At 41.9% G+C, this 22232-nt stretch carries 27 protein-coding genes and 13 tRNA genes; 12 read left to right on the forward strand and 28 right to left on the reverse strand.

Features of this window, described 5'->3' with window-relative positions:
* Positions 1-9 precede the first annotated feature (9 nt).
* On the reverse strand, positions 10-486 hold the full coding sequence (gene ytkD, locus C6344_RS09535; RefSeq protein ID WP_034665337.1) for an RNA deprotection pyrophosphohydrolase: 477 nt from the start codon (positions 484-486) through the stop codon (positions 10-12).
* A gap of 249 nt (positions 487-735) precedes the next feature.
* Here ytkD and C6344_RS09540 point away from each other — a divergent pair, with 249 nt between their 5' ends.
* Both C6344_RS09540 and C6344_RS09545 read left to right on the forward strand, forming a co-directional pair.
* Positions 736-1389: a TerD family protein gene (locus C6344_RS09540; protein ID WP_060597067.1), complete on the forward strand. Its 654-nt coding sequence runs from the start codon at positions 736-738 to the stop codon at positions 1387-1389.
* A gap of 22 nt (positions 1390-1411) precedes the next feature.
* Entirely contained in the window at positions 1412-2203 is a 792-nt protein-coding gene (locus C6344_RS09545; protein WP_034665541.1) for an AIM24 family protein, read from the forward strand.
* 28 nt (positions 2204-2231) lie between these two features.
* On the opposite strand, the gene C6344_RS09550 is transcribed toward C6344_RS09545, so the two are convergent.
* From C6344_RS09550 to C6344_RS09565, 4 genes are all read right to left on the reverse strand, one after another.
* On the reverse strand, positions 2232-2540 hold the full coding sequence (locus tag C6344_RS09550) for a hypothetical protein (RefSeq protein ID WP_034665329.1): 309 nt from the start codon (positions 2538-2540) through the stop codon (positions 2232-2234).
* Positions 2541-2583: 43 nt separating this feature from the next.
* Complete coding sequence (locus C6344_RS09555; RefSeq protein WP_060597096.1) at positions 2584-2988, reverse strand: phage holin family protein; 405 nt, start codon at positions 2986-2988, stop codon at positions 2584-2586.
* Between the two features lie 156 nt (positions 2989-3144).
* A complete protein-coding gene (locus C6344_RS09560) occupies positions 3145-3336 on the reverse strand; it encodes a hypothetical protein (protein ID WP_034665322.1) in 192 nt (63 codons plus the stop codon).
* Between the two features lie 121 nt (positions 3337-3457).
* Positions 3458-3895, reverse strand: coding sequence for a Dps family protein (locus tag C6344_RS09565; RefSeq protein WP_003217576.1), 438 nt, complete (start codon positions 3893-3895; stop codon positions 3458-3460).
* Between the two features lie 133 nt (positions 3896-4028).
* On the opposite strand from C6344_RS09565, the gene ytzI reads away from it, so the two are divergent.
* Complete coding sequence (ytzI, locus tag C6344_RS09570) at positions 4029-4175, forward strand: YtzI protein (RefSeq protein WP_034665318.1); 147 nt, start codon at positions 4029-4031, stop codon at positions 4173-4175.
* A gap of 7 nt (positions 4176-4182) precedes the next feature.
* On the opposite strand, the gene C6344_RS09575 is transcribed toward ytzI, so the two are convergent.
* Positions 4183-4617, reverse strand: coding sequence for a FixH family protein (locus tag C6344_RS09575; RefSeq protein ID WP_060597098.1), 435 nt, complete (start codon positions 4615-4617; stop codon positions 4183-4185).
* 114 nt (positions 4618-4731) lie between these two features.
* Positions 4732-5205, reverse strand: a complete 474-nt coding sequence (locus C6344_RS09580) for an S-ribosylhomocysteine lyase (RefSeq protein ID WP_003217624.1) — start codon at positions 5203-5205, stop codon at positions 4732-4734.
* Between the two features lie 126 nt (positions 5206-5331).
* Here C6344_RS09580 and yidD point away from each other — a divergent pair, with 126 nt between their 5' ends.
* Positions 5332-5556, forward strand: coding sequence for a membrane protein insertion efficiency factor YidD (gene yidD / locus C6344_RS09585; protein ID WP_003217666.1), 225 nt, complete (start codon positions 5332-5334; stop codon positions 5554-5556).
* A gap of 1 nt (position 5557) precedes the next feature.
* Here yidD and C6344_RS09590 read toward each other — a convergent pair whose 3' ends face one another.
* Positions 5558-6124, reverse strand: coding sequence for a beta-class carbonic anhydrase (locus C6344_RS09590; protein ID WP_034665310.1), 567 nt, complete (start codon positions 6122-6124; stop codon positions 5558-5560).
* A 212-nt stretch (positions 6125-6336) separates the two neighbouring features.
* Here C6344_RS09590 and C6344_RS09595 point away from each other — a divergent pair, with 212 nt between their 5' ends.
* On the forward strand, positions 6337-7326 hold the full coding sequence (locus C6344_RS09595; RefSeq protein WP_106072893.1) for a metal ABC transporter substrate-binding protein: 990 nt from the start codon (positions 6337-6339) through the stop codon (positions 7324-7326).
* 72 nt (positions 7327-7398) lie between these two features.
* Here the strand turns inward: C6344_RS09595 and C6344_RS09600 are convergent, their stop codons facing one another.
* Complete coding sequence (locus tag C6344_RS09600; RefSeq protein WP_034665302.1) at positions 7399-7641, reverse strand: type B 50S ribosomal protein L31; 243 nt, start codon at positions 7639-7641, stop codon at positions 7399-7401.
* A gap of 175 nt (positions 7642-7816) precedes the next feature.
* On the opposite strand from C6344_RS09600, the gene C6344_RS09610 reads away from it, so the two are divergent.
* The 4 genes from C6344_RS09610 (at position 7817) to C6344_RS09625 (ending at position 10660) form a co-directional block, all read left to right on the forward strand.
* Positions 7817-9148 (forward strand): cytochrome ubiquinol oxidase subunit I, encoded by a 1332-nt coding sequence (locus C6344_RS09610; protein WP_066030510.1) that lies wholly within the window; start codon positions 7817-7819, stop codon positions 9146-9148.
* A 21-nt stretch (positions 9149-9169) separates the two neighbouring features.
* Positions 9170-10216, forward strand: a complete 1047-nt coding sequence (locus C6344_RS09615) for a cytochrome d ubiquinol oxidase subunit II (RefSeq protein WP_181185487.1) — start codon at positions 9170-9172, stop codon at positions 10214-10216.
* A 68-nt stretch (positions 10217-10284) separates the two neighbouring features.
* Entirely contained in the window at positions 10285-10443 is a 159-nt protein-coding gene (locus C6344_RS09620) for a DUF1540 domain-containing protein (protein ID WP_008360682.1), read from the forward strand.
* Between the two features lie 25 nt (positions 10444-10468).
* A complete protein-coding gene (locus C6344_RS09625; RefSeq protein ID WP_106072894.1) occupies positions 10469-10660 on the forward strand; it encodes a hypothetical protein in 192 nt (63 codons plus the stop codon).
* Positions 10661-10766: 106 nt separating this feature from the next.
* On the opposite strand, the gene menC is transcribed toward C6344_RS09625, so the two are convergent.
* From menC to C6344_RS09655, 6 genes are all read right to left on the reverse strand, one after another.
* Entirely contained in the window at positions 10767-11891 is a 1125-nt protein-coding gene (gene menC, locus C6344_RS09630; RefSeq protein ID WP_106072895.1) for an o-succinylbenzoate synthase, read from the reverse strand.
* Entirely contained in the window at positions 11888-13339 is a 1452-nt protein-coding gene (locus C6344_RS09635) for an o-succinylbenzoate--CoA ligase (RefSeq protein ID WP_223254316.1), read from the reverse strand. Before C6344_RS09635 ends, menC begins: the two co-directional genes overlap by 4 nt.
* 71 nt (positions 13340-13410) lie before the next feature.
* Entirely contained in the window at positions 13411-14229 is an 819-nt protein-coding gene (gene menB / locus C6344_RS09640) for a 1,4-dihydroxy-2-naphthoyl-CoA synthase (protein ID WP_034665273.1), read from the reverse strand.
* A 14-nt stretch (positions 14230-14243) separates the two neighbouring features.
* On the reverse strand, positions 14244-15068 hold the full coding sequence (gene menH / locus C6344_RS09645) for a 2-succinyl-6-hydroxy-2,4-cyclohexadiene-1-carboxylate synthase (protein ID WP_106072897.1): 825 nt from the start codon (positions 15066-15068) through the stop codon (positions 14244-14246).
* A complete protein-coding gene (menD, locus tag C6344_RS09650; protein WP_106072898.1) occupies positions 15053-16795 on the reverse strand; it encodes a 2-succinyl-5-enolpyruvyl-6-hydroxy-3-cyclohexene-1-carboxylic-acid synthase in 1743 nt (580 codons plus the stop codon). The genes menH and menD overlap by 16 nt, the downstream gene beginning before the upstream one ends.
* Entirely contained in the window at positions 16788-18206 is a 1419-nt protein-coding gene (locus tag C6344_RS09655) for an isochorismate synthase (RefSeq protein WP_095286114.1), read from the reverse strand. Before C6344_RS09655 ends, menD begins: the two co-directional genes overlap by 8 nt.
* Positions 18207-18588: 382 nt before the next feature.
* Here C6344_RS09655 and C6344_RS09660 point away from each other — a divergent pair, with 382 nt between their 5' ends.
* From C6344_RS09660 to C6344_RS09670, 3 genes are all read left to right on the forward strand, one after another.
* A complete protein-coding gene (locus C6344_RS09660; RefSeq protein WP_034665260.1) occupies positions 18589-19527 on the forward strand; it encodes a 1,4-dihydroxy-2-naphthoate polyprenyltransferase in 939 nt (312 codons plus the stop codon).
* Positions 19528-19644: 117 nt separating this feature from the next.
* Entirely contained in the window at positions 19645-20379 is a 735-nt protein-coding gene (locus tag C6344_RS09665) for a TraR/DksA C4-type zinc finger protein (protein ID WP_106072899.1), read from the forward strand.
* Positions 20380-20465: 86 nt separating this feature from the next.
* Positions 20466-20942: a TspO/MBR family protein gene (locus C6344_RS09670; protein ID WP_106072900.1), complete on the forward strand. Its 477-nt coding sequence runs from the start codon at positions 20466-20468 to the stop codon at positions 20940-20942.
* Positions 20943-21019: 77 nt separating this feature from the next.
* Here C6344_RS09670 and C6344_RS09675 read toward each other — a convergent pair.
* The 13 genes from C6344_RS09675 to C6344_RS09735 all read right to left on the reverse strand — a co-directional run bounded on the left by C6344_RS09675 (position 21020) and on the right by C6344_RS09735 (position 22179).
* Positions 21020-21091: transfer RNA gene (locus tag C6344_RS09675), tRNA-Glu, on the reverse strand.
* Between the two features lie 7 nt (positions 21092-21098).
* Positions 21099-21189 (reverse strand) — tRNA-Ser (locus tag C6344_RS09680).
* Between the two features lie 3 nt (positions 21190-21192).
* Positions 21193-21267 (reverse strand) — tRNA-Asn (locus C6344_RS09685).
* A 6-nt stretch (positions 21268-21273) separates the two neighbouring features.
* Positions 21274-21350: transfer RNA gene (locus C6344_RS09690), tRNA-Ile, on the reverse strand.
* A 17-nt stretch (positions 21351-21367) separates the two neighbouring features.
* Positions 21368-21441, reverse strand: a tRNA-Gly gene (locus C6344_RS09695).
* Between the two features lie 11 nt (positions 21442-21452).
* A tRNA-His gene (locus C6344_RS09700) sits at positions 21453-21528 on the reverse strand.
* 27 nt (positions 21529-21555) lie between these two features.
* A tRNA-Phe gene (locus C6344_RS09705) sits at positions 21556-21628 on the reverse strand.
* A gap of 18 nt (positions 21629-21646) precedes the next feature.
* Positions 21647-21723, reverse strand: a tRNA-Asp gene (locus C6344_RS09710).
* A gap of 4 nt (positions 21724-21727) precedes the next feature.
* Positions 21728-21804 (reverse strand) — tRNA-Met (locus tag C6344_RS09715).
* A gap of 22 nt (positions 21805-21826) precedes the next feature.
* Positions 21827-21919 (reverse strand) — tRNA-Ser (locus C6344_RS09720).
* 7 nt (positions 21920-21926) lie between these two features.
* Positions 21927-22003, reverse strand: a tRNA-Ile gene (locus tag C6344_RS09725).
* A gap of 4 nt (positions 22004-22007) precedes the next feature.
* A tRNA-Met gene (locus C6344_RS09730) sits at positions 22008-22081 on the reverse strand.
* Between the two features lie 25 nt (positions 22082-22106).
* Positions 22107-22179 (reverse strand) — tRNA-Ala (locus tag C6344_RS09735).
* Positions 22180-22232 lie beyond the last annotated feature (53 nt).

The raw sequence follows: 22232 nt of genomic DNA on the forward strand, positions 1-22232 counted from the left end.
GCGCTTTTTTTAACGAATCAAACCGTTCTTTTCTAAATAAGCAAGACTTTGTCTTAGCACATCATCTTTCATAATAAAACTGAAATTCTTATTTTTTGCGATAGATCTTGGCAAGTCTGCGAAAAGAACAGGTCCTTTCGTTTCAAAATACGTGTCCTGCTTCACTAGCCTTTCAATATCAGCGAAATAAATATTCTTTACGATGACCTTTTCTCTGCCTAGCACCTGATATTGGCCAATATACGTTAATTCACGAACAACAGCACCCGTCTCTTCTTGAATCTCACGTATAGCGGCTTGGTCTGCTTCTTCATTTGGCTCAACTTTCCCTCCTGGAAACTCATAGCCCCGATCCTCATGTTCAGTGAGCAGCCATTTTCCCTGGTAGCGGCAGATGGCCCAAACATGCTTTGGATGACTTGAAAAAGGCTTCTCTTCAAAGGAGAGCTTGACCGTATTATGATAATAGTCTTTAAATACATGCATGTGAAATCCCTCATATCCTGTCCTTGCTTCTTGTAAAACATCATACCACAGATCACATTTCTCTGAAGAATTTTTATCAAAAGTGAAACAAACGAGTGGTTTCATCTCGTCTGTATTTAAAATGAGGTTATTGTTGCTAAAACCTTTTTATCATCTCCAACTTCATCCAATTTTAATCATGAAACCTTTTATCCCTTGATGACGTAAATCAATAAGGGTTTGTCCTATCACGACGAGGAGGAAAACAGCATGAGTATAACAAATGGGTCAAAACAAGAGAAAGATCAAGCGCTTCCGCTCAGGAAAAATGAGAAAGAAGACGCACCTCATGAGGTGATCAAGAAACACCTCATCAAAGGACAAAAGCTAGATTTAACAAAAGACAATCCAAATATCGACCAAATTCATATCGGGCTTGGCTGGGATCTGGCTGGCCAGCCAATTGATTTAGATACGCAAGTGTTTCTCTTAAATGAAGAGGACAAGCTGTTGTCTCCAAGCCATCTGATCTATTATCATCAGCAGCAAAGCTTAGACGGGGCTGTTCGTCATCTAGGTGATCATCAATTTGGCGGCGGGTATCGAGACAATGAAATGATCATTATGCAATTAAGCAGAGTCTCACCTGATATTCATAAAATCGTCGTAACAGCCACAATACATGATGCACACGAGCGCAAGCATCATTTTGGACAAGTGACCAACGCCTACGTGCATCTTACTGATCAAATCTCGCAACAAGAGATTTGTACCTTTCAATTAACAGAAGATTATTCGTATTGTACCTCCATCATTTGCGCTGAACTCATAAGAGATGAGGACGAATGGGAAATTATCGCGACTGGGCAAGGAACTACGTTAGATTTAAATGACTTATGCCGCATCTACGGATTCACATCTTGACGCAGGAAAGGAGCCGGCACCAATGGGATTTCATTTCAACACGATAGAAGAACTCACTTTACAAGCAGAAGGCAGCGGAATCTTTTTTGCGAAAAAAGGCGCAATGATTGCCGATCAAGGAACGTTTCAATACCGCAAACGACTACTCGGGACAAATAAAGGAAATATGGTCAGTCAAGTATTTAACCACATCAGCAGAAAATTGACAGGTGAAAACCTTGAGGTGATGGAAGTGAGTGGACAAGGTACTTGTTATTTAGCTGATTCCAGCGAGCACGTGACAGTGATTAATCTTGAGCCGAGCGGTCCTTGGCAGCATGTAAGTGTAGAAAGTGAAGATCTACTTGCCTTTACTGAGGAGTGTCATTACGGCGTGACACCAGTAGGCGTTGGTATTTTATCACAGAAAGGACTGTTTACATCAAAGCTCTCCTATCAAGGCCACGGAGCGCAGGTCGCCATTAAAACGAATGGAAACCCGCTCATTTTAAAAGCCCCCTGCCGTGTAGATCCTGACGCCATTGTCGCTTGGACAGGCAAAGCACCGAAGGTCAAATTAGATGTGAACTGGAAAACCTTCATTGGACAAACATCTGGTGAATCCTACTTATTTGAGTTTCAAGAACAAGACCAAATTGTCATTATCCAGCCATCTGAGCGCACATCTGGCTTACGGGTTGGTTTAGATGATAACCGCTACAAGCCTCAAAGCCAGAGCTCTTCTCATGATTTCACTAATTCACAGACATCACAGCAAGAGAATAAAGGCGGGCTTAGTGACCTGATCGGAGGCATCTTACAACCGCGAAAATAAAGCATGTAGAAAATCTCTACATGCTTTTTCAATTCATTAATCCATTTGTTTCAATAAAGTTCTTTGTCTCTTCATTCCCGAGCTCATAAATCATTGAGTAAATCTCTTGTCTTTTTCGATCCATTTCATCATTCGGACTGTCATAATGATATTCTAGAAACGGAACATGCGCTCGAAAGAAGCCTTTCCAATCTGTCATATACTGTTCATCGAAATAGTCTCTCAGCTGCAAAATTTGATCATCATCTGCTTCTATTTGAAATTGCCAAGCCGCCGCATCTCTATGCTGCGATATCGACCCATCCTGTACAGATACATAATATGTGTGTCTCGCCATCTGATTCATCCTTTTTCCTTTAGTATGACCAGATATGAAGAAATTACGGCTTTTTGCGTAATTTATTTTTCAACATGTCCAACACATCAATAAACAACTGTGGAATGGGAATTCCGAGGGCATTGGCTGTCGAGACGATTTGGTAAGATTCATAAATAATATAAAAGATGATCGCTAAATCCTTAATCATCCCATTTGTCTTCAGCATGACATCGAAGAAATGCGCCATCGATATTAAGGAGACCGTCACAATCTTTCGAACAAGCCGTGTAAAAAAACGTTTCATTGTGAGCTGCCCTGTCAAAGATTCTCTTAGGCTTGAACAAATTAATTCGATGGCCATCAGTGTCACTAATATCATCAGTAAATATCCTGCTCCACCAAACAGAAAGCCCATCGCTGACAAACTGACTGTAAACAACGAAAAGATGCCTAAATCCTTGCTCACATGGCATCAACATCCTTTCAAAGTGGAACTCCTTACCTCAATAGTATATGCCGGATCCTCGCAATAGCTTGGACGACAAAAAATAAAGGCGTCGTCTTTTAAATCAGACAGAGTGATGACAAGAAAAAAAGCCGCCTTGTGCGGCGGCTTCCATTCTTAGACTCTGACATCAATAAAGCGAGCGTCTGAATCCTTTGGCTGAACAGCTTGAGGCTGCTGCTGAACTTGATCCAGCATGACCATGGCTTGTGCTGTATTCGTAGCAAGCTGTGAATTCAACAAACTAATATTGAGTGTTCTTTGAATGCTCGCGACTTGCTGACTCATCATTCCTGCAATGGAAGACATCTTCTCCCCTCCCTTCTCTTTTCTCTTCGGCTGAAAGCCCTATGATTTCAATGGGCTGTCTGTCACAAATCCATCAAAAAAGAATGCCGATCTTATGATCGACATTCCTTTCACATTCGTATTATCCTAAAAATGCTTTAAGCATCCAGTTGTGTTTCTCAATAGATTGATGTATCGCAAGCAGCATATCACCTGTTGTTTCATCGCCAACTTCTCCAGCCAGCTCCATTCCTTGCTTTAATTCCTCTGCGATATTGGAGAAATCATCATATAGATTTTTCACCATTTGCTCCGCTGATTCATTGCCTTCAGCTTCTTGAATGCTAGAAATTTCTAAGCATTCTTTCATTGTCGCAACAGGCTGTCCATTTAACGCAAGCATACGCTCAGCCAAATCATCAATGTATGTCGCTGTTTCTGTATAAAGTTCCTCAAATTTCTCATGGAGTGTAAAGAAGTCTTTTCCCTTTACGTACCAATGATAGTTATGTAATTTCACGTAAAGCACAGTCCAATCAGCTACTTGTTTATTGACGACGTTTAATAATTTTTCAGACATGTTCATTCCTCCTTATGTAATTGCGTTTATAGTATGAGAATACCCTTTTCCTATTATACTGAAACCTACCATGAATTTCTTCTATTTTGACTGCATGAAATATATGTTAATATGGAAATAAGGAGGGAGTTAGATGCTGTTACTTGGGATTATCAGCTTTATCATTATCTCAATCGTTGTCTTTTTATCACTGTGGACAACATCGAAGGCTTATGAATATAAGCATAAAATCGATTCACCACAGGATGCTGAACCAAACCAACGTCCTAACCCTAAATAAATCGCACTTAATGATGTGAGGTTTCTGCTTCAGTAGATGAACTCTCTTTTTTCACATCACCTACGTGGATGTTCGTCTTCGGCATATTATGCTGCTGTTTAGCTGTCACATGGACTTGTATGATATAAAGGCCATCTTTTTTAAAGGCTGTATGCAATTCATATACACCTTTGTTCTCTTTCTTTGGCTGAATCATCTTGCTGTTATCTTTGTCACCATCTTTCCACACTTCAAATTGAACATCGTCTGCATCATCAACAGGGGTATCACCATATGTGACAGCTGCTTTTACTATAACGCTTTCATTTTTTTCCACTTGCTCAGGTCCTGTAATCTTCACTTCTAATAGCTCAGGCACCTCCCCTTTGCCGCTATTTGCTGCAGAGTTCCCACATGCACTTAGTAACATGAGCATCAAAATCATTCCCAACATTTTTCGCATCCCGAGTTTCCCCCTTCTTTTACTGACATGTCCATTTTAACAAATATCCCCTATTTTGACATCTCATGATCGAATTCAAAAAACCGGACATCAACATGTCCGGTTTATGATCTATTAACCAAATACTTTTAGAAGCTCTTCTTGATCTTGAGAAAGCCAGAAACGCATCAAACGTTTTGCCCCTTCAAGGTCATGAAGCTTCGCTTGGCCGCATTGCTCTTCGTTTGCAGCAGGAATCTCTGTTACCTCAACTGCATCCTTGAATGTTGCATCAAGAAGTTCAACGATCTCTTTTGGAGTAGGTGCACCACTGACCACTAAATAGTAGCCTGTCTGGCAGCCCATTGGAGAAATATCAATGATATCAAAATGATCGTATTTCTCTGAATGTGTTCTAATGTTAAACGCAAGTAAATGCTCTAATGTATGAATCGTATCAGGTTTCATCGCCTGCTTGTTAGGCTGACAAAAACGAATATCAAATTTATTTACTTCCCCATCTGATCCCACTTTATGAACGCCGCAATGACGAACGTATGGCGCTTTTACAGCATTATGATCAAGTTCAAAGCTTTCAACTGAAGGCATAATCACCACTCCTATAATTGCAATTTCCTATATTATAACATATTTCTCCGACCAGCTTAGTTTATAAAACTTTCCTTCCTTGTCCTTTTTTCTTATACTGTGAAAGACAGACAAGGAGGAACCTCTATGAAACAAATTTTTATCGGCATCATACGCTTTTATCAAAAATGTATTTCCCCTCTTACACCGCCTAGCTGCCGGTTTTACCCAACATGCTCAAACTATGGGCTAGAGGCGATCAAAACGCATGGCGCTTTAAAAGGCGGCTGGCTCACCATCAAACGGATTTTAAAATGTCATCCGCTCCACCCTGGCGGCATCGATCCTGTCCCGCCGAAAAAGGAAAAATAACTTATTTTTCTTCATATCCGTTGACGACTAAGTCAAGCTTGCCTGTTCCAGGATCAATGACAAGACCGTGCACAGGCACATCTGATGGAAGAAGCGGGTGATTTTTTACAACGGACACACTGTCCTTCACGCTCTCTTCAACAGAACTAAAGCTTTTGAGCCACTGTTTAAAGTCGATTCCTGAGTATTCCAGTACTTCAATACGCTTTTCTGGAATACCACGCTCAATGGCTTTGTTTAAAAGTGTTTGACTGTCTATTTTGCTCATACCACAATCATGATGCCCAATGACATAAACCTCGTCAGCATTTAATTCGTAAACAGCCACTAAAATGCTTCGCATGATACTTCCAAATGGATGAGAAACAAGAGCACCAGCACTTTTAACGATCTTGATATCTCCATTTTTCATGTTCATTGCACGCGGAAGCAGCTCGACAAGTCTTGTATCCATACATGACAGAATGACAGCTTTTTTCTGTGGAAACTTCGTTGTTGTAAATTCTTCGTATTTCTTTTCTTCAATAAACTGTTGATTATATTCGATGATTTCATCTAAAAGTTTCATACGTTTGCCCATTCCTTTATCTTTTTTAAAAATAAATATAGCACAATGTGAGAAATTTCGTCACGTTTTGCAGCGCATTTTTTTAAAGGAAACATCTGCTGATGAAATTTTTTTATTTTCCTCTTTTCAAATCGTAATTATTACGATACAATAACTCAGGACATTAAATCGTAATCATTTCTATCTAATAGATTGAGAGGAGACATTTCTACATGAAAAAAATCTTTTATATTTTAACAGCTGTTTTATTTGCGATCGGTCTTGCCGCTTGCTCAAGCAGTACGGGGACAAATGCTTCAAAAGGAAAGGCAGACGGGAAACTAACCATTTACACCACGATCTTCCCGATCCAAGATTTCACTGAAAAAATTGGCGGTTCTCACGTTCATGCACAAAGTGTGTACCCTGCCAATGCAGATGCACACAGCTTTGAACCAAGTTCAAAAACGATGGTTGAAATGGCTGAAGGTGACGCCTTCATCTACAGCGGTACAGGAGCTGAAGCATTCGCTGATAAAACCGCTTCTACGTTAAAAGACCAAGGCGTGAAAACAGTCAAAGCAGCCGAAGGCATCAAATTGTTATCGACAAAAGAAGAGCATTCACATGAAGAAGGCGAAGACCATGATCACGACCATGAAAGTGAAGCTCATGACCATGATGAACACGACCATGGAGATAAAGATCCTCACGCATGGTTAGACCCAGTTTATGCACAGCAAATGGCGAAAAACATTAAGGACACTCTCGTTTCATTAGATCCAGATCATAAAGACGAATACACAAAAAACTATGAAAAACTAAAAAAGGATTTGCAATCGCTAGATCAAGAGTTCAACACAACGTTATCTAAAGCAAAACATAAAGAAATCCTTGTTTCTCACGCAGCTTACGGTTATTGGGAAAAGCGCTATGGCATTGAGCAAATCAGTGTATTAGGATTATCCGCTTCTGAAGAGCCTTCACAAAAGCAGCTCGAAAGCATTGTACAAAAAGCTGAAAAGCATCACATTCAATATGTGATTTTTGAAAACAACGTCAGCAGCAAAGTATCAGATACAATCCGCAGTGAAATTGGGGCAAAAAGCCTCACACTTAAAAATCTAGAATCTATTACTGAAGATGATGCCAAAAATGGCGAAAGCTACATCAGCTTAATGAAACAAAATCTAAAGACCTTAAAAACCGCTTTAAATGATTAATTACTAGAACCTCGGGTGATCATCCGGGGTTTTTTGCTGCAAAAAAGCACACCATTGTAGGTGTGCTTTTTATTACATTTGATATTTTTTCTTAAACAACTCGGCTCTTCCGCCTTTTTCTCCGAATTTTTGTCGTCCTGTATAAAAAGGATGCGTATCAGAGCTTGTTTCTACTTTAATCACAGGATACGTTTTCCCATCTTCCCATTCTACTGTCTCATTGGATGTCTTTGTCGATTTACTCAAGAAGCGGTAACCGCTGTTTACGTCCATAAATACAACTTCATGTGAGGTTGGATGAATATCTCTTTTCAATGTCAAAACTCTTTTCGTTATCAAAACGTAATGATTACGCTTTATATTTATATTTTACTCCCTCTTTTACAACTTGTCAAAAATCAAGCTTTCTTAGTCAGGAAGAATAATCTAAAAATGGTGGAGAATAATAACATCATGAAAAAGAGAAGCGATAAGAAAGGCGGAGAAAAAATTGACTGATCTCGTTTTAGCTAGAAGCCTGTTCGGCACAACTATGGGCTTTCATATTATTTATGCCTCGCTTGGCGTCGGCATCCCGCTAATGATTTTGTTAGCTGAACTCATCTTCCAAAAAACGAAGGATCCTCACTATGCTGTCATGGCCAAACGGTGGACGAAAGCGCAGGCTGTCTTGTTAGGTGTCGCCATTCCAACAGGCACGATTGCTGGTACCCAGCTCGCTCTTCTATGGCCAGGTTTTATGGAGGTCATCGGAAAGGTCATGTCACTGCCATTTCAGATTGAAATTTATGCGTTCTTTATTGAAGCATTATTTATGTCTATTTATGTGTACGCAGCGGATCGCCTATCACCTGCTATGCGCATCATTACCGTTATTTTTGTCGTGATTGGCGCAGCCGCTTCAGCGATTCTGATCACAAACGTACATGCGTTTGAAGGAACACCTGCTGGCTTTCAAATGGTCAATGGAGAGATTACAAATATCGAGCCTTGGAAGGCCTTTTTCAATCCAAGCTTTGTGGTGACTGCGACACATGTCGTGCTGTCTGCTTTTACAACAGGTGCTTTTGTAATTGCTTCGGTGGCCGCTTTTAAAATGCTCAAAACAAGAAAGAATGAGAAACTCTATACTTTTCATCGAAAAGCCCTTTTTCTTGGACTTATTGTAGGAGGCCTTTTCTCATTTCTTACGGCCTTAAATGGTCATGAGTCTGCTCAGCTTCTGTATAAATATCAGCCTGAAAAGTTAGCCGGTGCTGAAGGTTTATTTGAAACACAATCACATGCGCCTCTTGCAATAGGTGGTTTTACTGATGCCGATTCACAGGAAATTAAAGGAGCAATTGAAATCCCTTGGGCGCTTAGTTTTCTGGCAGGAAATAGCTTTGATACGGTGGTCAAAGGCTTAAATGATTTCCCTCGTGACGAGTGGCCGCCTTTATTTATTCACACATTATTTAACGGCATGGTTATCATTGGCTCAGTCCTCATTTTGTTTGCAGTGTTAGCACTGCTTTACCGTAAAATTTTAAAACGCGAACATTATCCGAAGTGGCTCCTTTTTCTTTACTTATTCGGCGGGCCCCTTAGTCTTTTGGCCATTGAGTTCGGCTGGATCTTTGCATGTACAGGCCGTCAGCCATGGGTCATTTATCGAATGCTCAAAACCTCAGAGGTCGTCACATCATCCGGTTCAATCGGTACGCTCTTTATCCTTTTTGCCATTGTCTATCTCATCTTAGGCATAGCAACCGTTATTGTACTGACGTACTACTTTAGAAAACATTCGATTGAAGAAGACCTACGGTTAACAGAATCTTAAAAAGGAGCGATCTAGATGCAAATGGATGTTACAACTGATGCGCTCATTGCAATCACCATCTTATGGGGATTCGTTTTTATCTATGCAGTGATGGCATCAATGGATTTCGGCGCAGGATTTTGGTCGATGATTTATATGAATAGAGAACAAACAAAGGCCGCTAATATTGCAAATAAATATCTTTCTCCAACATGGGAAGTGACAAACGTCTTCATTGTGGCGATTGTTGTCGCATTGTTTAGCTTGTTTCCAGGTGCGACCTTTGTACTTGGTACCGTTTTATTAATACCCGGCAGCATCATATTGTTACTTCTTGCACTGCGAAGCGGGTTTCTCGTGTTTTCTCATTCACTCCCTAAAAAATACCGAAAAGCGGTTACTTACATTTCAGGGATAAGCGGCTTTATCATTCCGTCCATCCTGATCATGGTTCTTCCGATTACTCATGGTGGATTTATCTTTCAGGAGAACAACGTCTACTCATTAGATCTTGGACTGGTCTTTACGAGTGCAAATGTCTATTCTTTTGTCGGCTTTGCTATTTTCAGCACCCTTTTTCTTTCGTCTTTGCTTTTAGCTGATTTCTCTAATGTGGCTGATGAAGATGAAGCTTACAGCATTTATAGAAGAGGGGCTCTCATTACGGGTCCGCTATCACTCTTAATGGCCTTTTTTATCATGCTGACATTAAGAAGCGAGGCCAATTGGCTGTTCACAAAAATGATGCAGAACATTCCTATTCTTCTTGTATCACTCCTGATGTTTTTGCTAGCAGGACTGGCTCTATTTTTACCAAACAGCCGGTTTAAGCAGCGGAAAGGCCGGCCCCGTTTAGCTGTCATTGCGATTACCATTCAATATTTTTTAGCAAGCTACGTGTACGGACGTGCCCATTTGCCTTATATGGCCTATCCAGATATTACAATTATGTCTGGATTTACAGACCCTGTCACATTTAGAGCATTGTTTATCACCTATATTGTAGGTTTTATCATCTTATTCCCTGGGTTCTATTTCTTCTGGAAATTGTTTATGAAGGATAAGCGCTATATTCGTCAGGAAGATTAACATGAATGGACGAGGTTCATTTCGGTTACATTATAGAAGAAAGACATACTCAAAAGGAGGTCATCTGTATGAGTCAAAAAATCCTTTGTGAAGTCAATAACTGTTCCTATTGGAATGCTGGAAACCGCTGTGGGGCAGATGCAATCTATGTCGTCAGCCACACAGGAAATACGGCTGAAAAAAGTGAAGAAACGGATTGTAAAACGTTTAAACCACAAGATCTTTAAGTCTCATTAAAGGAGGCGCTTCACATTGAAACACGATCGGCTGCTTCAAACGTTTTTTGACGAAATTCATGACGCGGACGAAGCCGCATTTTATCAGGCTGCTCACTCCTTTTTAAACCTTTGGGATTATGAATATGGCCATGCAACAGACATGCCCAATGAAATGAATCACTATATCGGACAGCTTGCTTACGACAGCGAGCTTGTAGAAGAGTAAGAAAGAGCGGTGATCCGCTCTTTCTTTCTTGATGAGACAGGAAGGAAAAACTTTCTCTCACTATACATAGATTTTATTGGATGTGCAAAAGGTGATTCACTCGTTTTCACATCACAAAATCATGTTTTGTAAACACGTCAATTTTATCTGAAAAAGAACGAAGCGCTTGATAATCCACTTCTACGCCCATTCCTGGGGAACGAGGTACCTCAATAAAACCATTCTCAACCTTGATTTCAGGAAAAATGATATCTTGCTCCCAATATTTTGATGAAGCTGAAATATCACCTGGGATTATAAATTGAGGAAGGGAAGCAAGTGCCACGTTCTGCGCGCGGGAAATGCCTGTTTCAATCATCCCTCCGCACCATAATGGAATTTGATGCTCCTTACTGAATGTATGGATTTTAAGGGCTTCTGTCAGCCCCCCAACTCGTGAAGGCTTCACATTAATAATTTGACAGCTGCCAAGCTCTACAGCTTTTCTAGCATCATCTAAAGAACAAATACTTTCATCCAAACATATCGGTGTTTTTAAATGCTTTTGCAAATGGCGATGATCCACGATATCATCTGCAGCTAATGGCTGTTCAATCATTAATAAACGAATGTCATCGAGCTGCTTGAGCTTGCTAATATCCTTTAATTCATAAGCAGAGTTTGCATCCGCCATTAATGGAAGGTTAGGGAAAGACTCTCTAATTTTTTTAAGAAGTCCAATATCCTGTCCCGGCTTAATTTTCACCTTCACACGCTGATAGCCTTGGTCAACATATTGCTGAATTTGCTTCAGCATGTCGTCAATGGGTCCTAACCCCGCCACAACACCAGAAGGTATTCTCTCTTTGGTGCCGCCTAATACATCACGTAACGACTTATTCTCACGCTTCGCATAAATATCCCAAACAGCCGCTTCGATTCCCGCTTTCGCCATCCTATTACCTTTAAATTGGTACAGGCTGTCTGGTATTTCTGAAGGGTGTGTAAAGGTGCGTGTCAGTACATTCGGTATAAAGAAAGCTCTCAGCATATGATAGCAAGTCTCAATGGTTTCTTCTGTATACCATGGAGAAGAAAAGGCTGACACCTCTCCCCATCCAGTCAATCCTGTTTGATCTTTTACCTCGACAATAATAAACTCACGCTCTGAGATGGTTCCAAGACTTGTTGTAAATGGCTGCTTGAGCTTCATCGTGACATGATATAAAATCACTCGTTCAATTTGAATCATCTAAAAACCCCTTTGATCCTGAGTCTGTGCCTCTGCAATTTATTCGACGCATTTCTTGGCAGCTCGTCCACAAAGTGAAAAGCGGCGGGCCATTTATATTTTGCTAAATGCGACTCACATAAAGCATAGAGCTCATTCTCCGGTATCTTATGGTCTGTGACAAGAAAGGCAGCCGGTACCTCTCCCCATCTATCATCATACATACCCGTTACTCCGGCTTCTTTTACATGCGGATGTGTTAACAGAACCGCTTCAATTTCAGCAGGATAAATATTCTCACCGCCAGAAATAATTAAATCTGAACGGCGGTCAAGCACAAATAAGAACCCTTCCTCATCCACATAGCCAATATCACCCGTTTTCAGCCAGCCTTGATCAAAGGCAGCTGTGGTTGCTTCTTCACGGTAAAGGTACCCTTTCATGACATTTGCCCCTTTCACCATAATTTCGCCATGCTCAAAAGGACGACAAGTGCGTGTACCATCTTGAATTTTCAGTTCACACCCAAAAAGGGGTTTTCCCGCTGATCCAAGCTTCTCTACACTAAATTCAGGCGCAAGGGTCACAATTTGTGAACAGGTTTCCGTCATACCGTACGATTGAAACACAGGGAAGCCTTTCTCTTTGCTTTCTTGAAGCATCGCAAAAGGCGCAGGTCCTCCGCCTAATAAAAGACAGCGCAAAGAAGACGGGCATTCTTCCAGTCTGCTTAATAAACGGGATAACATCGTTTGAACAACAGATATCATCGTCACACGATGCTGTTCAATAGAATCCTTTACTTCATCGACATCAAACTTCTCATGAAGTACGACAGTCATCCCATAGATCACAGACTTAAATAAAGCGGATAACCCGCTAATATGAAAAAGAGGCAGTGCAATAAGCCAGCGGTCATCCTCTCTGATGCCAATATTTAGTGCAGAGGAAACGGCACTATGAAAATGATTGCCAAACGTTTGCTCCACGCCTTTTGGGCGTCCTGTTGTGCCAGATGTATACATGATGGTCGCTGTTTCATTCAAATCAAATTCGCTCTCGATTTTCTTTTCATTATCTTGACCTGCTTCAGGTAAAGTCTCCATTGTATAAACGGGGAGATCACCTTTATGATCACTGGCATAAACAGGTTCAGTTAATAAAGCGGCTGCTTTTGCATCTTCAAGCTGATAGCGCCTCTCAGCTTTTGTTAACTTATTGTTCAATAGCACGATTTTTAATCCTAATGAAAAACAAGCATGAACAAGCATCACCATTTGAGGCTGATTGTTCATCAAAAGCCCAACCGTTTCCCCTTTTTTCAATGATGCATCTGCAAGTCTATTAGAAAGCTCATTTACTTCATCAGCTAAATCGCGAAATGTCCACTTTTTATCCTGATAAATGAGCGCGACTCTTTCTGGCGTTAAATAAGCACGGTACAGCAGCCAATTAGGTTGCTTCATCATGACACCTCCTCTTCTTAAAAGAAAACAGCTTAGTCTGATGCACTAAGCTGTTTTTCATCGATATGATTGAATCAAGGGAAACGCGGGAACTGACCGAAGTCAGGCTTGCGTTTTTCCTTAAAGGAATCGCGTCCTTCTTTTGCTTCATCTGTTGTGTAATAAAGAAGTGTCGCATCTCCTGCAAATTGTTGAATTCCAGCTAATCCATCCGTATCTGCATTAAATGCAGCCTTCAAGAATCGTAAAGCAGTCGGGCTCTTTTCTAGCATCTCCTCACACCACTTCACAGTTTCTTCTTCAAGCTGCTCTAATGGTACAACTGTATTGACAAGTCCCATATCAAGCGCTTCTTGTGCATTGTATTGACGGCATAAGTACCAGATTTCTCTCGCTTTCTTATGACCAACAATACGTGCAAGGTAGCCTGAACCATAACCAGCATCAAAGCTGCCTACTTTTGGACCAGTTTGTCCAAAAATCGCATTATCTGCTGCAATTGTCAGGTCACATACAACGTGAAGAACGTGCCCGCCGCCGATTGCATAACCAGCAACCATTGCAATCACCGGTTTTGGAATCACACGAATCAAACGCTGTAAGTCTAATACATTTAGACGCGGAATTTGATCGTCTCCTACATAGCCGCCATGGCCGCGTACTTTTTGATCCCCACCAGAACAGAATGCTTTGCCGCCAGCTCCTGCAAGTACGATTACACCAACATTTGAATTATCACGAGCACGTGAAAATGCATCAATTAATTCACTCACAGTCTTTGGTGTAAACGCGTTATGTACATGTGGACGATTAATCGTGATCTTTGCGATCCCATTGTACGTTTCATATAAAATTTCGTCATATTGACGCTCAGTTTGCCATTCAATAGCCATCAATAGTTCCTCCTCTAATCTTGCGTAATAAACTCACTTACTATTTTACCAAAAAAATGTGGTTGTTCCACATGAACTGTATGCCCAGCCTGCTCAGCCAATATGAATTGACTGCCTTCAAGCTCCTGCTGCATACGTTTGGCGATATTGCAGAACTTTTCATCAAGCGCTCCGCAAATCAACAAAACAGGTAAATTCATATGCTTTAAAGCCTTCCAAACAGAGGGCTGCGAACCTGTTCCTAGGCCTTCTAAGCTGCGAGCCAGTCCAAGTGGATTGGCTTTCAGCCTTCCCTCTCTCAGTTGAGCCTGCGTTTCAGCTGATAAAGTTTTCTGCGAAGCAAACAGTGGAATACTCTCCCAAAAATCCACAAACTTCACTAAACCTTCATGTCTAAGTTTCTGAGCGAGCTGATGATCGTGTTTGAGTCTTGCCATCCGCTCTTTAAAAGTGCGAAGCCCTGGAGAGGTACTCTCAAGGACCAATTTGTTGACACGATCTGGATAACGAGAGGCAAATGATAAAGCAATACGTCCTCCCATAGAATATCCGAGAATATTCACTTTGTGAAGCTTTAATTGGTTTAAAATCTCTGCAAGATCTGCCAGCTGATGCGACATCGCATATCTTCTCATACTTTCTGGTGAGTCCGTGCGGCCATGTCCAAGCAAGCTGACTTGAATCAATCTTGTATTCACCATATAACCATTCAAGAACGTCCAAGAAGCCGCGCTTCCAGTGAAGCCATGTAAGCATAGCGTGGCATTCTCAGCCAATGGATTCTGATCCACCACCTCGTACGCCACACCATCACGCATCCGTATTATGAAAGAAGACATTCTTTTTTCACTTCTTCCAATATGTCATCCATCATTTGACGATGTTTGCTTACACGAGAATGCCGATCAGTTTCAATTTCAATTAAATGAAGTCCAGGCTCTTCTATATGCGCCATGTAGACATCATGTAATTCTTGTTTCGTTGACGGTTTCGAATAGGTTCCCCCATACAGCTTCGAAGCATACTCAAAATTCAGTCCAGTCGGCGTTCCGAAGAGTTTTTCATAATACGGTTCATCAGACGCCTGTGGAAGGAAAGAAAAGATGCCTCCCCCATCATTGTTTAACAACACAACCGTCAGCGGAATGTCCAGCAGCTTAGCTGCAAGCAAACCGTTCATATCATGATAAAATGATAAATCTCCAATCACTAAGGTGACTGGCTGTTTCAAAGCCGCATACGTGCCAAGTGCTGTAGACACAACGCCATCAATGCCATTGGCTCCTCGATTCGCCATCATCCGAAAAGGCTTCGATTGCGCTTCAAAAAATGTATCCACATCACGAATCGGCATACTGTTTCCGATAAAAAGGACACTCTCCTTCGGCAAGAGATGCTGAAGCTGACGGTACACATTTCCCTCAAATGACAGATTCTCATCAGAATAATGGGATGCATGCGTTCTGAATGAAGAATTAACATACTGCCAGCGTTTTAGAAAACTTGTATCCTCACGTTGATCCGCTCTCTTGAATACTTCATCTACAAAAGTTGCCACATCACTTTCAATGACGTATGAAGCACTCAATCCAGGATCTCGAAAACCTCCGGCAGCATCAACGACAATCTGATTCACTTCCACATGTTTTTCCAGCCACTTGAATAAAGGTTTGGACACAGGCATCGGTCCAAAACGAATGAACATATCCGGCAATAGATGCTGCTGCAATGCTTCATCTTTCAATAATGAATCATACGCATCAATAATAAGATCTGCATGTTCATGACCATTTCGCAAATGAGAAAGCGGGTCCGCTAAAATCGGAATATGCAAGGCTTTCGAAAGACGTAACACTGCCTCTTTCTCTTCCTGCGTATGAAGTTCACCACACACAATCAGTCCCTTTTTGGAATGGTTCATGACCGTCACGATTTCAGACATCACATCATCATTTGGGAAAGCCTGTCCTGCAGCTATGACCTTTTTTCGGCCTGTTTCTTCTCGCTCAAAAGGATCAATAGACAAATCAGGAAGCAATGGTTCTCTCAGAGGGACATTGATCTGAACAGGTCCCTTCGGCTCTTGCATTGACATATGATTTGCTCTTGCCGCAGCCGTCTGAACATAGCGTAACATCGTCTGACTTTCTTCTGGCAATGCTAAGTCTGTGAACCATTTAACAAACTTACCGAATAAGAATTGCTGATCAATCGCTTGAGGTGCCCCAACTTCCCTCAATTCGTGCGGCCGATCAGCAGTTAAAACAATAAGTGGTACACGGGAATAATGTGCCTCTACAATGGCTGGATAAAAATTAGCAGCTGCCGTACCTGATGTACAAATAAGCAGCACTGGTGCTTGACTTGCTTTTGCAAGACCAAGCGCATAAAAAGCAGCAGACCGTTCATCCACTAATACATGAACATTGATGTCTTGATGGGCAAGAGCCAGCATCGCAAGCGGGGTTGAACGGGAACCAGGACAGACAACCGCTTCCTTCACACCACCTTGTACAAATTCATCCATCAATCTGCCAATATATGTTGTCATGATTTGATTATTCAATCGGACGACCTCCAAGAGCAGATAGCATTGGTCTTAATTTCACTTGCGTTTCCTCGTACTCCTGCTTTGCAAGGGAATCCTCTACAATGCCGCAGCCAGCGAACAAACGAACATGGTCTTCCTCAATAAGACCTGACCGAATGGCGACAGCAAATTCTCCATTATCCTGAGAGTCAATCCAGCCCACCGGCGCCGCGTACCAGCCACGCTTCAACGGTTCGATTTCACGAATGACCTCAACCGCTTTTTCCTTAGGATATCCGCCTAATGCTGGCGTCGGATGGAGCTGTTCAATTAATGAAAAGAGGGAACAGCTGCTTTTAATTTCTCCCACAATCGGTGTAAACAAATGCTGAATGTTTTTTGTTTTATAAAGACTAGGTTGATTTGGTTTGTGCACGTGAAGGCAATTGGCCTCAAATGCTTGCTCAATCATATTGACGACAATTTGATGTTCAATCAAATTCTTCTCATCATGCAGCAGTTCCTCGCCTAATGCTCGATCTTCCGCTTCATCTTTTCCTCGAACAATCGAACCTGCTAAACAAGATGAAAAGACCTCGCCGCCGCTTTTTTTTACTAAGCGTTCCGGCGTAGCTCCAACAAATGCTTGTCTTCCTTGTTCAACCGCAAATACATAACTCGTTGTTTGATGCTTTAATAATTCTGCTAACAGTGGAGCAAGTTCAATTTGATTTTTATAGTGAAGCAAGACTTCTCTTGCTAAAACAACCTTTTCATATTCGTTTGCACGAATGTGGTCTGTCGCTTCTTGGATCGCCTTCATCCATTCCTTCACATCTAGTTCTTCCATATGAACAAGTTCAGCTTGTCCATCATGTCTGAGCGGTAATGTTTCGAAATGAGAGGCTTTTTGTTCTAATTCTTGAATGAGCTGATGAACATTCCCGTCCACCTGCTTCCATTCATTGATCGTAAGAAACGTGCCTTCTTTCGAGACAGTGAGCATCATCGATGGCACAAAAAAATGAGCCTCGCCAAAAGCTTCCCAGTGACGCGCCTTCTCTTCATACGGATCAAATGAGAATCCTCCAAATAAAAGCGGACCAACAGCCGCTTGCCTTAACTCCTTCTCATCATGAAAATGGAACATGTGCTGCTTCAACTGTTCCCATTCTTGATGGACTATATCAAATCGTTCCTTGCCTTGCTCAGTTGATTTAATGACGGCCGCTCTGCCAAGTCCAGAAAATATCATTTGGCTTTCTGGATCAGACCAAAAAAACCGCTCGCCTAAAAAATCCGCTTCGCCGCTTTGGAAAAAGGCAAGAGGATCCAGATCGTCAACTCTTCTGGAGTAGCTTATCAAAACAGCATGGTTGACGTTATTCGCTTCTTCTAATGTCGCAAGCGCTTCCTGCCGGAAAGTACTTTGCACTGTTGTCACCATGATACATTCCTCCAAAATCCATGAAATAACATAAAAAAATAAAACCATAATGAAAAAATACATGAACATTCGAGTATGTCGAATGGCCTGCTTTTCTATTATAAACCTTAACAGATGAACTTAGTAAAGAAAACAGCTTTTAAAACCTCGAATCCTTATTATATCACGCTTTCTAGATTTTTTCGCTCCTGCTTCTTGAAACGAGAGCATCTAAAGGAAAAATGGCAAGTCCTGTTCTAAGATCAAGCTTTCTCTCGATATGGAAACGATTAGCAAACATCTTTTTCCGGTTTCATCGCATCAATATATTGACACCTTTTTGAACTTTGCTAAACTGGAATTTGGACGTGTACGTATTTTTTTATTTAAAGGAGTATATTTTATGCAGCATCAATCGATATCAGATCAGCTTTCACCGATTAAGCCTGATAAGAACTGGCGGATTTGGTGGAATTTACTACGACCGCATACATTAACAGCGGCATTTATTCCCGTTACTTTAGGAACTGTTCTAGCACTTCCAAGTGGTCAAATACATGTTGGGCTATTTTTAGCTATGCTGTTGGCATCTATGTTTATCCAAATCGCAACGAACATGTTTAATGAGTACTTTGATTATGTTCGAGGATTGGACAATGAGAAATCTGTTGGCATCGGTGGAGCCATTGTAAGAAACGGTGTGAAGCCAAAAACAGTCCTCGGCCTCGCTTATGCACTATTTGCGCTTTCTTTACTACTAGGGGTGTATATTTGCATGATGTCTAGCTGGTGGATTGCACTGATAGGACTCATTTGTATGGCAGCAGGCTATTTCTATACCGGCGGCCCTGTACCCATTGCATATACGCCGTTTGGAGAACTTGTGTCAGGTGCTTTTATGGGACTAGGAATCATCTTGATTAGTTTCTATATCCAAACAGGCACACTGACATCTAAAGCTTTTCTCGTTTCACTACCAATTTCTATTTTAGTTGGTGCCATCTTACTATCGAACAATATCCGCGATTTAGACGGCGATAAAGAAAATGGACGAAAAACACTTGCAATCCTTGCTGGGCGAAAAGCTGCAGTGAACATTTTACTTTCCATGTTTTTGGTCTCATATGTACTTATTTTTGTTTATATCTTCACAGATATTGTCGGCCTTTGGAGTCTTCTTGTTTTACTCAGTGTGCCAAAAGCATATACAGCTATCAAAGAATTTAAGCAAAAAGAAAAACCAATTGAATTAATGAATGCCATGAAATCTACAGCTCAAACCAATACATTTTTCGGTTTCCTGCTGACAATCGCTTTGATCTTACAATACTATATTGCGTAACAAAGAACGCCTGCAGCCGCAGGCGTTTTTTCATGAGGAATTGCTTCAAATTGGAACTAGTCTTGCAGACAAAATTGCTCATACTAACATTATGTTTGATATGAAAGGATGATCGCTTTGTTGTCTAAAGACGAATTACATCATTTGAAGCAGCGACTTCTCGATGAAAAGCAAGAACTCGAAGCTAAAAGCCATGACGATGAACAAAAAGTATCATTTCCTTATGATTCGCTCGGAGAACTGTCAGCCTATGATAACCACCCAGGTGATCAAGGGACAGAGCTATTCGAACGCGGGAAAGATATTGCGTTAAACAGTTTGGAACATGAACATTTGTTAGACATCAATGAGGCACTTCAAGCCATCACAGACGGCTCTTATGGCCTGTGCAAGGTCTGTAAGACCCCTATTCCAAAGGAACGCTTAGAAGCCTTGCCTAGTGCCGTCACATGCACAGAGCATTCAAAAGAACAAACCGTTTCACAAAACCGTCCGATTGAAGAGGATTTATTAAGTCCGCCATCAGGTCAATTTGAAAATGAAGAAAGCGCAGCCTACGATGGAGAGGATGCATATCAAGACGTAGAACGCTATGGAAACTCTGATACCCCGTCCGATATGGAATTCCCTCCATTGACATACGATGATGTGTATACGCAATCAGAAGATGAAGATTATGTGGAGGGCTATGAAGGATTCGCAGCAGCTGATATTGAGGGCAAGGCAAGCAAGGTATATCCAAATAAAGCCCACGAAGCCTATGAAGAGGCATTAGACGAAGAAGGTGTCATGACGGTATTTGGTGACTTGAAGCCGTACGAAGAAGAACCTTATACAGAAGAAAATCATTAGTCCCCTCATATTGGGGGCTTTATGTTTATATCATGTAATGATTGGGAAATCACTTTAAGAGTGAATTTGATTGGAGGAGATTCTTAATGGCAAGAAAAAGTATCATTTGGGCAGTGGTTGTCTTCTTTATTACATATGCATTATTCTCTATTGCCGGATTCTTGTTTCCGATTGACAGAGAGTGGTATGATACACTGAATAAACCAGAATGGACACCAAGTGGTGGTGTAATTGGTGCTGTGTGGGCTGTCTTATTTGCTCTGATCTCGTTGTCCGCAGCGATCATTTATGGAAAGTACGGATTTCAAAAAATCACTTTACCATTTTGGATTCTTTTTCTTTTAAATTACGTATTTAATCAAGCCTTTAGCTTTTTTCAATTTACACAAAAAGATTTATTTGCCGCTACGATCGACTGCCTGCTTGTAGCACTGACAGCACTTGCACTTGTCATCGTCTCGCGTAAACTAAGCAAAGTCGTTCCAATTTTACTGATCCCTTATGTCTTATGGGGCTTCTTTGCGACATACTTGTCTTATACGATCTATTCCATGAATATGTAAAAAAAGACCGCTATGATGGCGGTCTTTCCTTTTGAAGAAAATAAAAAAGAGATCTTTGACAAGACCTCTTTTAAACATGACCCGTACGGGATTCGAACCCGTGTTACCGCCGTGAAAGGGCGGTGTCTTAACCGCTTGACCAACGGGCCAGATAAATGGCGGAGAAGGAGGGATTTGAACCCTCGCGCCGCTTGCGCGACCTACACCCTTAGCAGGGGCGCCTCTTCAGCCACTTGAGTACTTCTCCATTTGGCTCCGCAGGTAGGACTCGAACCTACGACCGATCGGTTAACAGCCGATAGCTCTACCACTGAGCTACTGCGGAATATCATGGTGGGCCTGAGTGGACTCGAACCACCGACCTCACGCTTATCAGGCGTGCGCTCTAACCAGCTGAGCTACAGGCCCATGAACGGATATACAAATGGAGCGGGTGATGGGAATCGAACCCACGACATCAGCTTGGAAGGCTGAGGTTTTACCACTAAACTACACCCGCAAAAATATGTATGGGGCGATTGATGGGAATCGAACCCACGAGTGCCAGAGCCACAATCTGGTGCGTTAACCACTTCGCCACAACCGCCATACTGTCAATATTTTTTTATAAAAGTGGCTCGGGACGGAATCGAACCGCCGACACACGGATTTTCAGTCCGTTGCTCTACCAACTGAGCTACCGAGCCAAGTATTCTTTTTAAAAATGGCGGTCCGGACGGGACTCGAACCCGCGACCTCCTGCGTGACAGGCAGGCATTCTAACCAACTGAACTACCGGACCATTTTGGTTGCGGGGGCAGGATTTGAACCTGCGACCTTCGGGTTATGAGCCCGACGAGCTACCGAACTGCTCCACCCCGCGATGATATGGGTTTTAAAAAATATGGCGGAGGAAGAGGGATTCGAACCCCCGCGGGCTTTGACACCCCTGTCGGTTTTCAAGACCGATCCCTTCAGCCGGACTTGGGTATTCCTCCGTATAGATGGTGGACCTTGTAGGACTCGAACCTACGACCGGACGGTTATGAGCCGTCTGCTCTAACCAACTGAGCTAAAGGTCCTTTATAGCGGCGGAGGGGATCGAACCCCCGACCTCACGGGTATGAACCGTACGCTCTAGCCAGCTGAGCTACACCGCCATGATCAAAATAATCTTTTAAAAAGTGGAGCCTAGCGGGATCGAACCGCTGACCTCCTGCGTGCAAGGCAGGCGCTCTCCCAGCTGAGCTAAGGCCCCATAAAGATGGTCGGGAAGACAGGATTCGAACCTGCGACCCCTTGGTCCCAAAC

Origin of the sequence: Bacillus sp. GBSW19 (assembly GCF_002998655.1) — a bacterium.
GTDB lineage: Bacteria > Bacillota > Bacilli > Bacillales > Bacillaceae > Bacillus.

Bases quoted from the DNA above. Each gene is read 5' to 3' on its own strand.
- ytkD (WP_034665337.1), bottom strand. From the start codon at position 486: ATGCATGTATTTAAAGACTATTATCATAATACGGTCAAGCTCTCCTTT.
- C6344_RS09540 (WP_060597067.1), top strand. From the start codon at position 736: ATGAGTATAACAAATGGGTCAAAACAAGAGAAAGATCAAGCGCTTCCG.
- C6344_RS09545 (WP_034665541.1), top strand. From the start codon at position 1,412: ATGGGATTTCATTTCAACACGATAGAAGAACTCACTTTACAAGCAGAA.
- C6344_RS09550 (WP_034665329.1), bottom strand. From the start codon at position 2,540: ATGGCGAGACACACATATTATGTATCTGTACAGGATGGGTCGATATCG.
- C6344_RS09560 (WP_034665322.1), bottom strand. From the start codon at position 3,336: ATGTCTTCCATTGCAGGAATGATGAGTCAGCAAGTCGCGAGCATTCAA.
- C6344_RS09565 (WP_003217576.1), bottom strand. From the start codon at position 3,895: ATGTCTGAAAAATTATTAAACGTCGTCAATAAACAAGTAGCTGATTGG.
- ytzI (WP_034665318.1), top strand. From the start codon at position 4,029: ATGCTGTTACTTGGGATTATCAGCTTTATCATTATCTCAATCGTTGTC.
- C6344_RS09575 (WP_060597098.1), bottom strand. From the start codon at position 4,617: ATGCGAAAAATGTTGGGAATGATTTTGATGCTCATGTTACTAAGTGCA.
- C6344_RS09580 (WP_003217624.1), bottom strand. From the start codon at position 5,205: ATGCCTTCAGTTGAAAGCTTTGAACTTGATCATAATGCTGTAAAAGCG.
- yidD (WP_003217666.1), top strand. From the start codon at position 5,332: ATGAAACAAATTTTTATCGGCATCATACGCTTTTATCAAAAATGTATT.
- C6344_RS09590 (WP_034665310.1), bottom strand. From the start codon at position 6,124: ATGAAACTTTTAGATGAAATCATCGAATATAATCAACAGTTTATTGAA.
- C6344_RS09595 (WP_106072893.1), top strand. From the start codon at position 6,337: ATGAAAAAAATCTTTTATATTTTAACAGCTGTTTTATTTGCGATCGGT.
- C6344_RS09615 (WP_181185487.1), top strand. From the start codon at position 9,170: ATGGATGTTACAACTGATGCGCTCATTGCAATCACCATCTTATGGGGA.
- C6344_RS09620 (WP_008360682.1), top strand. From the start codon at position 10,285: ATGAGTCAAAAAATCCTTTGTGAAGTCAATAACTGTTCCTATTGGAAT.
- menC (WP_106072895.1), bottom strand. From the start codon at position 11,891: ATGATTCAAATTGAACGAGTGATTTTATATCATGTCACGATGAAGCTC.
- C6344_RS09635 (WP_223254316.1), bottom strand. From the start codon at position 13,339: ATGATGAAGCAACCTAATTGGCTGCTGTACCGTGCTTATTTAACGCCA.
- menB (WP_034665273.1), bottom strand. From the start codon at position 14,229: ATGGCTATTGAATGGCAAACTGAGCGTCAATATGACGAAATTTTATAT.
- menH (WP_106072897.1), bottom strand. From the start codon at position 15,068: ATGTCTTCTTTCATAATACGGATGCGTGATGGTGTGGCGTACGAGGTG.
- C6344_RS09655 (WP_095286114.1), bottom strand. From the start codon at position 18,206: ATGGTGACAACAGTGCAAAGTACTTTCCGGCAGGAAGCGCTTGCGACA.
- C6344_RS09660 (WP_034665260.1), top strand. From the start codon at position 18,589: ATGCAGCATCAATCGATATCAGATCAGCTTTCACCGATTAAGCCTGAT.
- C6344_RS09670 (WP_106072900.1), top strand. From the start codon at position 20,466: ATGGCAAGAAAAAGTATCATTTGGGCAGTGGTTGTCTTCTTTATTACA.